This is a genomic window from Haliscomenobacter sp. (genome assembly GCF_033763495.1).
Taxonomy (GTDB): Bacteria; Bacteroidota; Bacteroidia; order Chitinophagales; family Saprospiraceae; genus Haliscomenobacter.
The window spans coordinates 1-10670 of sequence record NZ_JANRKL010000083.1; the positions used below are offsets into that span (position 1 = coordinate 1).

General features: G+C 49.9%; 7 protein-coding genes. All 7 read left to right on the forward strand.

Annotated elements, in window-relative coordinates; genetic code table 11:
• A partial coding sequence (locus tag SFV55_RS09005; protein ID WP_320029159.1) for a heparinase II/III family protein occupies positions 1-1846 on the forward strand: 1846 nt, incomplete at its 5' end.
• A 150-nt stretch (positions 1847-1996) separates the two neighbouring features.
• Positions 1997-3304, forward strand: coding sequence for a BNR-4 repeat-containing protein (locus tag SFV55_RS09010; protein WP_320029160.1), 1308 nt, complete (start codon positions 1997-1999; stop codon positions 3302-3304).
• A gap of 79 nt (positions 3305-3383) precedes the next feature.
• A complete protein-coding gene (locus tag SFV55_RS09015; RefSeq protein ID WP_320029161.1) occupies positions 3384-6248 on the forward strand; it encodes a glycosyl hydrolase in 2865 nt (954 codons plus the stop codon).
• A gap of 66 nt (positions 6249-6314) precedes the next feature.
• Complete coding sequence (gene madL / locus SFV55_RS09020; protein ID WP_320029162.1) at positions 6315-6677, forward strand: malonate transporter subunit MadL; 363 nt, start codon at positions 6315-6317, stop codon at positions 6675-6677.
• 3 nt (positions 6678-6680) lie between these two features.
• Positions 6681-7442, forward strand: coding sequence for a malonate transporter subunit MadM (madM, locus tag SFV55_RS09025; protein ID WP_320029163.1), 762 nt, complete (start codon positions 6681-6683; stop codon positions 7440-7442).
• A 76-nt stretch (positions 7443-7518) separates the two neighbouring features.
• Entirely contained in the window at positions 7519-9099 is a 1581-nt protein-coding gene (locus SFV55_RS09030; protein WP_320029164.1) for a peptide chain release factor 3, read from the forward strand.
• Positions 9100-9181: 82 nt separating this feature from the next.
• On the forward strand, positions 9182-10543 hold the full coding sequence (locus SFV55_RS09035; protein WP_320029165.1) for an alpha-L-fucosidase: 1362 nt from the start codon (positions 9182-9184) through the stop codon (positions 10541-10543).
• Positions 10544-10670: the final 127 nt, after the last annotated feature.

A 10670-nucleotide genomic window follows, 5' to 3' on the forward strand; every position in this document is an offset into this window, starting at 1 on the left:
ACTTTTCCTGAGTACTGCTTTTATCTCGTCTCCAAGCCCTAATCGCACTACCCCGGAACCAAAGCTGGAAAACCCCATGTCTGTACAATACCTGAAAGAAAAGCTGCGCAAAAAAAGTCCAAGGTTGGTGTTAAATGCAGACATTGAAAAAGACCTCAAAAAAAAGATCGAATCTGACCCCGTTATCAAAAACATGTACCAGGCCATTCGCCTCAATGCCCAAAGCATCACCAAACTACCCTTGCTTGAACGCATCGTAGAAGGTCGGCGTTTGTTGGCCGTTTCCCGCGAAATGTTGTACCGGATCAACATGCTGGGTATGACCTATCGCCTGGAAAAAGACCCAAGCATCCTCAAGCGCATCAATGAGGAAGTGTTGGCTGTGTGCAACTTCTCAGACTGGAACCCCTCACATTACCTGGATGTAGCTGAAATGTCGCTGGCGATTGCCCTTGCCCTGGATTGGGCGGGTGAGGACTTGCCCAAAACAACGGTGGCTTTGGCCAAAACGGCCCTCATCGAAAAGGGCATCAAACCCAGCTACAACAAAGCAGGCAATACAGGTTGGGTAAATGGAACCAACAACTGGAACCAGGTTTGCCACGGAGGTATGATCGCTGCAGCCATCGTGATCGCCGAACAGGACCCAGAGCTCGCCGCCCAAACCATCCACCGCGCCCTAGAAGGTATGCCCCACGCCCTGGACGAATACGGCCCCGATGGTGTCTACCCGGAAGGAGCAACCTATTGGGGTTATGGGACCAGTTTTAGTGTGGTTACGGCGGCCATGTTTGAAAGTGCCTTCGGCACCGATTTTGGCTTGTCTAAATACCCTGCTTTTATTGAAAGTGCAACCTACAAAGTGCTCAATGTAGCACCCTCGGGTTGGTATTACAACTTCGCCGATTGTGGCGACAAGCGGGGCGAAAACGGCGATGTCACCCTGGCCTGGTTTGCGGCAAAAACAGGGAACAAGGTCTTTTTTGAAAAAGAGCGTTTTTTGCGCCCAACCGAAAAGATGGGCAAATTGGGTCGCCTAGAAGGGGCTGGTTTGGTCTGGTTGTCCCAGTACAAGGAAGCCCAAGACATTAAAGTGCCCGAGGCTTGGAGCGGCAAGGGCTCCAACCCCATCGTTATTTTTAAAAGTGGCCCCACCGATCCTCACCAGTATTATTTTGGAGGAAAGGGCGGTCGCGGCACCGTCAACCACGGCAATATGGATGGTGGTTCCTTTGTATTTGAACTGAATGGTGTGCGCTGGGTAGTTGATCCCGGCAATCAGGAATACCATTTGTTGGAAAAAACGGGTTTTGACCTGTGGGGGCGCTGCCAAACCTGCCAACGCTGGAAGCTACTCACTAAAAACAACTACGGTCACAGCACTTTAACTGTCAACGATTCCCTACACATTACGGATGGTCTGGCGACCATTGCCGATTTCAAAGCTGGAACTAATCCAGAAGCGACCATCGAAATGAGCCCTACTTTTGCCGGGCAGCTAAAAAGTGCCCAACGCAGATTCGTAAAAGATGGCCCACAATCTTTACTCATCGAAGACCAAATTGAAACCATCCCTGCTACCAAAATGGTCACCTGGCAATTGATGACCACCGCTGATGTAGAAATCATAAAAGGTGGAGCAGTTTTGACACAGGATGGCAAAAAACTGAAGCTAGAAAACCTTTCCCATCCTGAAATCAGTGTTTCCGTCATTTCCCTTTACCCAGCACCATTGGAGCTTGATCGGCAGATTCCAGGTTTGAAGCGGCTTGAATTGCGGATTCCGGCTTATTTGTTTAAGGGGGGGAAGGGAAAAATCGGGGTTCGCTTGGCGGGGCAACAGTAGATGAAATTGATCTTCTTTCTAAGAGCCTCAAAAAAAAATTCGAGTAGCATCATTTAAATCGAACCCATGCACCAAAAAATTTATGGCTTTCTATGGCTTTGCGTGGTTTTCATTTTTGGCATCCCCTGTATACATGCACAAAACCTGAGAATGGATGGCTACAAAGGAATTTGGTTTACATTGGGCCAGTTTTCAGAATATGGGGATAAATATTCAGGGGGGCTGGGCACTTACACTGCCAATCACTTGCCAGTAGCGATTTATGCACCTCCAGTCCAAAAAACTTTTTTTGTGTATGGAGGGACTAGGCATCAAGATGAAAGGCATTTATTGATCATGATATCCTATTTTGACCACCGCAAAAAAAAAGTACCCAAACCAGTCATTGTTTGTGATAAGATGGGAGTAGACGACCCCCATGACAACGCCTCTCTTTCCATTGACAAATATGGGTATGTGTGGATTTTTGTAAGCGGACGTGGAAAAGTCAGGCCAGGCCTGATTTTCAAAAGTAAGCAACCCTATACTATTGATGCATTTGAGCAAGTTCGTGAAGCGGAAATAACTTATCCACAACCCTGGGCAACTGAAGCAAATGGTTTTCTTTTGCTGTTTACCAAATACACCAATGGCCGTGAATTGTATTGGTCTACAAGCAGTGACGGCAAAACCTGGGCTCCCGATCAAAAACTTGCCGGAATGGGTGGGCATTACCAAATTACCAATATGCGCGACAATACTTTGGTAACTGCTTTTAATTACCATCCCGGAGGAAACGTAGATCAACGCACCAACCTCTATGTGGTAAAAACGAATGATAGGGGGAAAACTTGGCAAACAGTAGGTGGTGAAGTCTTAAAAACTCCGCTAAGCGATACCTACAACAAGGCATTGGTCAAAGATTATGCAGTTGAGGCAAAACTTGTTTATTTAAACGACCTGAATTTTGACCTGCGAGGAAACCCCATCATACTCGCTGTATTAGGGAAAAGTGCAAAACCAGGGCCTCAAAGCGGCCAACGGGAATGGGTGGTCATTCATTGGAAAGATACCCACTGGGAATTTCATAAAGTATGTGAATCTACCCACAATTATGACATGGGATCGCTTTACATCGAGCCCAAGCTGTGGCGAATAATTGGGCCTACGACTGCTGGCCCACAACAATATGGAACGGGTGGCGAAATGGTGCTCTGGGAATCCAGTGACGAAGGAAAAACCTGGACTAAAATTCGGAACCTAACCAGTAATAGTCTTCGAAATCATGCGTATGCCCGCCGCCCATTGTACGCACATCCAAATTTTTACGCCTTTTGGGCTGACGGCGATGCGAATCAATTTTCGATTTCCAAGCTTTATTTTTCAAACCAGAAAGCAAATAAAGTTTGGGTCTTGCCTTTTGAAATGGACAAAGCTTTGATGAAGCCAACAAGGTTAAGGAACGAAAAAATAAAGTAAAGTAAAGAACAAGCTGTAAATAGCTTACTCGTTCCTACAAGCTTATCAAAATTTATTCAACCACCATATTCCAATTGTTATGCGGGCCATCCACAAATTGTCACTCCTTTTCCTCTTAGCGCTACTGATGCAAGTAGCAGCATTCGCCCAGCCCCCTCAAAGCCCCTTATCCCCAACCGACTTCCTCTCACCCCCCCAGCGCTACGGCATCCGCTGCTGGTGGTGGTGGCTCAATGGCAACGTTACCAAGGCCGCCATCTCCCGCGATTTGGCCGAGATGAAAGCCAAAGGGTTCAGCGGGGCCTGCATTTTTGACGCCGGAGGGGCTGAGCAACGCGGCAATGCCCAGGTGCCCGAAGGCCCGATGTTTGGCAGCCCGGACTGGCGCGACCTGTACCTGCATGCCATCAATGAAGCCGAAAAACATGGACTGGTGATGTCGCTCAGCATCCAGAGTGGCTGGAATTTGGGTGGACCGGACATCACCCCGGAAGAAGCCGCCAAACAGGTGGTTTTTTCGGAAACCAAAGTCCAAGGCGGCACCCGCATTCAACAAACCCTAGCGCAGCCGCCCAGTAGGTACGACTATTACCAGGATATTGTGGTTTTGGCCATTCCTTACAAAGAAATCAAAGAGCGCCAACCCATCCGCGATTTTGCCAATAAAGCCGCCACCCGGGAAGTGGGTTGGTCCGTACCCGAAACCCGACCCTTGTTGACAGACATTCCCGGTACCCCTGGAGAAGAAGATGCCGCCCTCAAACAAGTCCTGAACCTCAACGCCTATTTTAAAAATGGCCAACTGGACTGGACCGCCCCACCCGGTGACTGGACAATCATTCGCCTCGGCTACTCCCCCACCGACGCCCATGTGTCGACCTCCAGCGGCAAATGGCAAGGCCGGGTGATGGACTACATGAGCGCCAAACATTTCAACCGCTATTGGGACACCCACGTGGAACCGCTTCTGCAAATGATCGGCGATCGCGCTGGCAAAACCCTCCGCTACCTGCAAACCGACAGCTTTGAAGCAGGAGGGATGAACTGGACGGATGGTTTTGAAGCCGAATTCAAAAAACGCCGGGGCTATGATCCCCTTCCTTACCTGCCCGTCTTGGCGGGCAAAATCATCGAAAGCCGTGAGGTTAGCAATCGCTTCCTGAACGACTTGCGCAAAACCCTGGGCGACTGCATTTCGGACAATCACTACCGCGTTTTTGCTGAAAGAGCCAAAAAATACGGCATGGGCATCCAGCCCGAATCCGCTGGGCCACACGCAGGCCCATTTGATGGCCTCAAAAACTACAGTCATTCCGAAATCATGATGAGTGAGTTTTGGTCACCTTCGCCCCACCGTTCCAAACACATCGACCGTTTTTTTGTGAAACAAGCCGCCAGCGCAGCCAAAATTTTTGACAAAAAGCTGGTGGGTGCCGAGTCTTTCACCACCATCGGTCCTCACTGGAACGACGTCATCTGGGCCGATATGAAACCCAGCGCCGACCACGAATACTGCGCCGGACTCAACCTCGTTTACCTGCACACCTTTACCTGCTCCCCTCGGGAGATGGGCCTACCCGGCCAGGAGTATTTCGCGGGCACCCATTTCAATCCCAACGTGACCTGGTGGCATTACTCCGGGCCATTTATCCAATACCTGAGCCGCTGCCAAATGATGCTACAACAGGGGCGTTCGGTAGCCGATGTGTTGTACTATTACGGCGACCACATCCCCAACCTCGGGCGCTACAAGGAAGATGACCCCGCTGGTGCCTTACCCGACTACGATTACGACCTCATCAACGAGGATAAATTATTGGCCCTGGCCGTGAAAAATGGTCGGATTGTGCTGCCGCATGGGGTGAGTTACCGGGTACTGGTATTGCCCAATCACCAGATTTTGTCTTTGGCGGCTTTGAAAAAAGTGCAGGCGCTGGTCTTGGCTGGGGCAACGGTGATTGGCAGGCCGCCATTGAGTACCGCAAGTTTAATGGGTGGTGAAGCAGCGGAAAAACAGCGCACAGCCATTGTGCTCAGCTTGTGGGGCAAAGCTCCGGCAGCGGTAGGCATGCGCAGCGTAGGCAGCGGCAAAGTAATTTGGGGTAAAACAGCCAAAGAGGTTTTGAATACCACCCTGGCACCCGACTGCGCTTTTGTGCAAAAACCGGAGGGTAAAATTTACGATTACATCCATCGGCAGGTTGGAACGGAAGATATCTATTTCATCAGCAGCCAAAACCCGGTGAGCACCCAGCTTACTGCCGCTTTTCGAATGCAGGGCAAACAACCGGAGCTGTGGGATGCCGTAACTGGGGAAGTACGACCAGCCAGCACTTTTTACCAAAAAGAAGGCAAGACCTTTGTGCCGCTGGACTTTGGGCCCAATGGTTCCATCTTTGTGGTTTTCCGCAAAGCCTTACCTGCTGGAAGTACAGCCGCTTCTAAAGCCCCCAACTACCTCAATTACCGCGCCATCGATACCCTCAAAACCCGCTGGCGGGTGCTCTTCGACCCCGAATACGGCCATCAGGAAATGCAACTGGATTCGCTGATCAGCTGGACCGAGCGCCCCGAACCGGGTATCAAATATTTCTCTGGTGCCGCCATGTACCGCACCAATTTTGACGCGGCGGATTTGAATGGGCAGTTGTTTCTCGATTTGGGTGCCGTAAAAGACGTAGGCATTGCCCAAGTCAAAGTGAATGGTAAAGACCTGGGGATCTTGTGGTGCCCTCCTTTTCGGATTCCGGTGTCGGGATTGTTGAAGGCCAAAGGCAATGAACTCGAAGTGATGGTGGTGAATTCCTGGCGCAATCGCCTGGTGGGCGACCGCGGCAAACCACAGAATGAACGGATCACCAAAACGAATGTGACAATCAAGCCGGAATGGCAGTTGTTGGACTCCGGTTTATTGGGGCCAGTGCGGCTGATGAAAGGTGAATAAAATAATGGAGGGAAATAGGACAATTCCAAGGGTTTAGTCCTATTTTCCCAGCCAAATTTCATCGTCATGCTCATTAGAGGAGTTGCACTACTCGCAGCCTGTTACGTCATCGGACAACTCATCGGAGAAACCCTGGGGCGTTTGCTCCGCATCGACGCCAATGTAGGTGGCGTTGGTTTCGCAATGCTATTGCTCATTTTATCCCAAAACTGGCTGGAACAACGCGGGCGTTTTCACCTGGAAATGCAGGAAGGGGTAGTATTTTGGAGCAAAATGTACTTGCCTGTCATTGTGGCCATGTCGGCTACGCAGAACGCCAAGCTTGCTTTATCCAGTGGATTGGTAGCACTACTGGCTGGCATTGTGCCCGTATTTGTATGTCTGGCTACCATGCCTTTAATCTCCAAACTCAGCCCCAAACCCGAATAAACGATGGAATACATTACTACAGTTTTGGTCAAAAATGGCCTCATCGTGGCTTTTTTGGTGACGGGTTTGCTGATGCTTGTGGCGGAATATTTGTCTAAAATTTTGACGAATAAAAAAATCCCTGGTTCGGCGATTGCCATTTTTAGTGGGCTGGTCCTGGCCTATTTTGCCGGGGTAGCGACGGGTGGCAGCAAAGGTATTGCCGACATCAAGGTTTTGTCGGGTTTTGAACTGATGGGCGGGGCCATGTTCCGGGATTTTACCATTGTTTCCACTGCGATGGGGGTCAGTTTTGGCATCATCAAAAAAACGGGGTTGGCTGGAGTAGTTTCGCTGCTGGTTGGGGTGATATTGTCCTTTTTTGCCGGAGCGATGATTGCCATTGCGCTGGGTTATCAGGACGCAGCAAGCATCACCACCATTGGCGCCGGAGCCTGCACTTTTGTGGTAGGCCCAGTGACGGGTACGGCGGTTGGAGCGGCTTCGGATGTGGTTGCGATCAGCATCGCAGCAGGAGTAGTCAAATCTATTCTGGTAACGATTGGTACCCCTTTAATCGCCCGTTTCATTGGATTGAATTCGCCCCAGTCGGCAATGATTTACGGCGGTTTGATGGGAACGACGAGTGGTGTTGCTGCCGGACTAGGCGCTACCGATCCAAAACTGGTGCCTTATGGAGCTATGACAGCTACGTTTTACACAGGGCTGGGATGTTTGTTGTGTCCTTCGGCATTGTTCTTATTGGTAAAAGTGTTTTTTGCTTAAAACCCAGATTACGCTGTATGACGCAAAAAATTACTTCCCGATTTTTATTACTTTTGCGCTCCGAAAATCGTTGTGCATGAGTTTTGTAGAAGAATTAAAAAAGCGCCGCACTTTTGGCATCATCAGTCACCCGGATGCCGGTAAAACCACGTTGACCGAAAAATTACTGCTCTTCGGGGGTGCCATTCAGGTAGCTGGTGCGGTGAAATCCAACAAGATCAAAAAAGCAGCCACTTCCGACTTCATGGAAATTGAGCGGCAACGGGGTATCTCCGTGGCCACCTCCGTAATGGCCTTCGATTATCGCGGTCTCAAAATCAACATCCTGGACACCCCTGGTCACGAAGACTTCGCAGAAGACACCTACCGCACCCTTACTGCCGTGGACAGTGTGATTGTGGTCATCGACGTGGCCAAAGGCGTAGAGCCCCAAACCGAAAAACTTGTGCGGGTTTGCCGCATGCGCAATACGCCCATCATCGTGTTCATCAACAAATTGGACCGTGAAGGGAAAGAAGCTTTTGACCTCCTGGATGAAGTGGAGTCCAAACTCGGCCTGAGTGTAACTCCCCTGAGCTGGCCCATCGGTATGGGGAGCCGCTTCAAAGGGGTGTACAGCATTTACGAAAAAAACCTGATCCTTTTTCAACCCCACGGCAAGCAGGAAGAGGAAGAAGTCATCAGCATCACCAGTCTTGATGACCAAAGACTGGACAAGGAAGTAGGCGCGGACATGGCCAAGACCTTGCGCGAAGAAACCGAGGTGATTCAAGATTTATACCCCGAATTTGACCAGGAGTACTACCTGGCAGGAGAACTTTCGCCGGTGTTTTTTGGCTCGGCAGTCAACAACTTTGGGGTACGGGAATTGCTGGATTGTTTTGTGGAAATTGCTCCCGAGCCACTGCCCCGCGAAACCGAAGAGCGCGCCGTCAACCCAACTGAAGACCAATTCAGTGGATTTATTTTTAAAATCCACGCCAATATGGACCCCAACCACCGCGACCGGATTGCCTTTTTGCGCATCTGTTCCGGCAAGTTTGAACGCAATACCAACTACCTGCACGTTCGCCAGAACAAAAAGATGAAGTTTGCCAACCCTACTTCTTTTATGGCAGCTAAAAAAACGGTCATCGACGAGGCTTTCCCTGGCGATGTGATTGGTTTGTATGACTCGGGAAACTTTAAAATCGGCGACGCACTAACCAATGGCGAAGTGCTGCACTTCAAGGGTATTCCCAGTTTTTCCCCCGAACAATTCCGCTTTGTCAACAACGCAGATCCCCTCAAAACCAAACAATTGGCCAAGGGCCTGGATCAACTCATGGACGAAGGGGTGGCGCAAATGTTCACCCGCGATACCGACGGGCGACGCATCATCGGCACGGTGGGGGCCCTGCAATTTGAAGTGATCCAGTACCGCCTGGAACACGAATACGGGGCCAAAGTGACTTACGAGCCTGCCTCTCTGCGCAAAGCCTGCTGGATTTCCTGCCCGGATGAAACGGCATTGAAAGAATTTACGGCCCGCCGCAAAAAAGACCTGGCTCACGATACTGAAGGTAAACTGGTCTTTTTGGCCGAATCGGAATGGTCCTTGAAGATGGTACAAGAGAACCATCCGAAGGTGCAGTTTCACTTTACGAGTGAGTTTTAGGTTCTATTTAAGGTTTAAGCGCTGGTTGAAATGTTTATTTTGCACTCAGAAAACTTCAACAAACGCTTAAACCAAATTATTCATGGTCCACAAGTTTTTTTGTTTCGCTCTGTTGCTCCTAGGTAGCCAGGCCTTCGCCCAAAACCTACCCAAACCCAGCCCTGCCCAGCTCGCCTGGCAACAACTGGAAACCACCGCTTTCCTACACTTCACCGTCAACACCTACACCGACAAGGAATGGGGTGATGGCACCGAAAGCCCCAGCATCTTCAACCCAGTCAAATTTGACGCCAATCAATGGGTCAGCGCGCTCAAAGCCGGGGGCTTCAAAATGTGCATCATCACGGCCAAGCACCACGATGGTTTCTGCCTTTGGCCTTCCAAATACACTGATCACTCGGTCAAAAACAGCCCCTGGAAAAACGGCCAAGGCGACATCGTTAAAGAAGTGGCCGACGCCTGCCGGGCGCAAGGACTCAAGTTTGGCTTTTACCTCTCCCCCTGGGATCAGCACGAAAAAACCTACGGCACGAACCAATACAATGATTTTTACAAAAACCAGTTGCGCGAATTGCTGAGCAATTACGGCGTGGTACATGAGGTGTGGTTCGATGGGGCCAGAGGGCCAAATGCAAAAGACATGCAATACGATTTCCAAGGCTTTTGGAGTATGGTAAAAGAACTTCAACCCCAGGCCGTGTGCTTTTCGGATGCAGGCCCTGGTGTACGCTGGGTAGGCAATGAGTCGGGAAATGCAGGCGAAACCTGCTGGTCGACCATCATCACTGCGGGCATGGCGCCTGGTGTGGCGGACTCCAAATACCTGAACACTGGTGACGAAAAAGGTACGGAATGGATCCCTGCCGAAACGGATGTGTCCATTCGTCCAGGCTGGTTCTATCACCCCAAAGAAGACGATAAAGTGCGCTCCCCACAAAATCTGGTGAACCTCTACTACCAATCGGTTGGCCGCAATAGCTTGTTGCTTCTCAACGTACCCCCCAACCGCGAAGGCTTGCTTTGTCCGCAGGATGTAGCTGCCATCAAGGAGTTTCGGAGCATCCTGAACGAGACCTTCAAAACCAATCTCGCCAAATCCGGCAAGAACAAAAAACTGGTCGACAACAAACTCAGCACCTGGATCAACGCACCGGAAAAAGCGGCCATCGAAATCAATTTGCCCAAAGCTGCTACTTTCGACCGTTTTATGGTGCAAGAAAACATCGCCGAAGGCCAACGCATCGCCGAAGCTCAACTGGAGTACTGGGATGGCAGCAGTTGGAAACTGATCAAAAATTTTACCACGGTGGGATACAAACGCCTTCTGCGTTTTGATGCCGTTACTGCTTCCAAATTGCGACTAACTGTCTTACGTGCCCTGGCTCCTGCGCAGATAGCGGAGGTGGGGGTGTATAAGGCATCGATGAAAGAAAGTGAAAAGTGAAAAGTGAAAAGTGAAAAGTGAAAAGTGAAAAGTGAAAAGTGAAAAGTGAAAAGTGAAAAGTGAAAAATTATTTATAGTTTTTCACTTTTCACTTTTCATTTCTCACTTCTTTTTTTATCTTTATACC

Excerpts from the sequence above, each read along its gene's own strand:
- SFV55_RS09035 (WP_320029165.1), top strand. The coding sequence starts at position 9,182 with ATGGTCCACAAGTTTTTTTGTTTCGCTCTGTTGCTCCTAGGTAGCCAG.
- SFV55_RS09015 (WP_320029161.1), top strand. The coding sequence starts at position 3,384 with ATGCGGGCCATCCACAAATTGTCACTCCTTTTCCTCTTAGCGCTACTG.
- madM (WP_320029163.1), top strand. The coding sequence starts at position 6,681 with ATGGAATACATTACTACAGTTTTGGTCAAAAATGGCCTCATCGTGGCT.
- madL (WP_320029162.1), top strand. The coding sequence starts at position 6,315 with ATGCTCATTAGAGGAGTTGCACTACTCGCAGCCTGTTACGTCATCGGA.
- SFV55_RS09030 (WP_320029164.1), top strand. The coding sequence starts at position 7,519 with ATGAGTTTTGTAGAAGAATTAAAAAAGCGCCGCACTTTTGGCATCATC.
- SFV55_RS09010 (WP_320029160.1), top strand. The coding sequence starts at position 1,997 with ATGGATGGCTACAAAGGAATTTGGTTTACATTGGGCCAGTTTTCAGAA.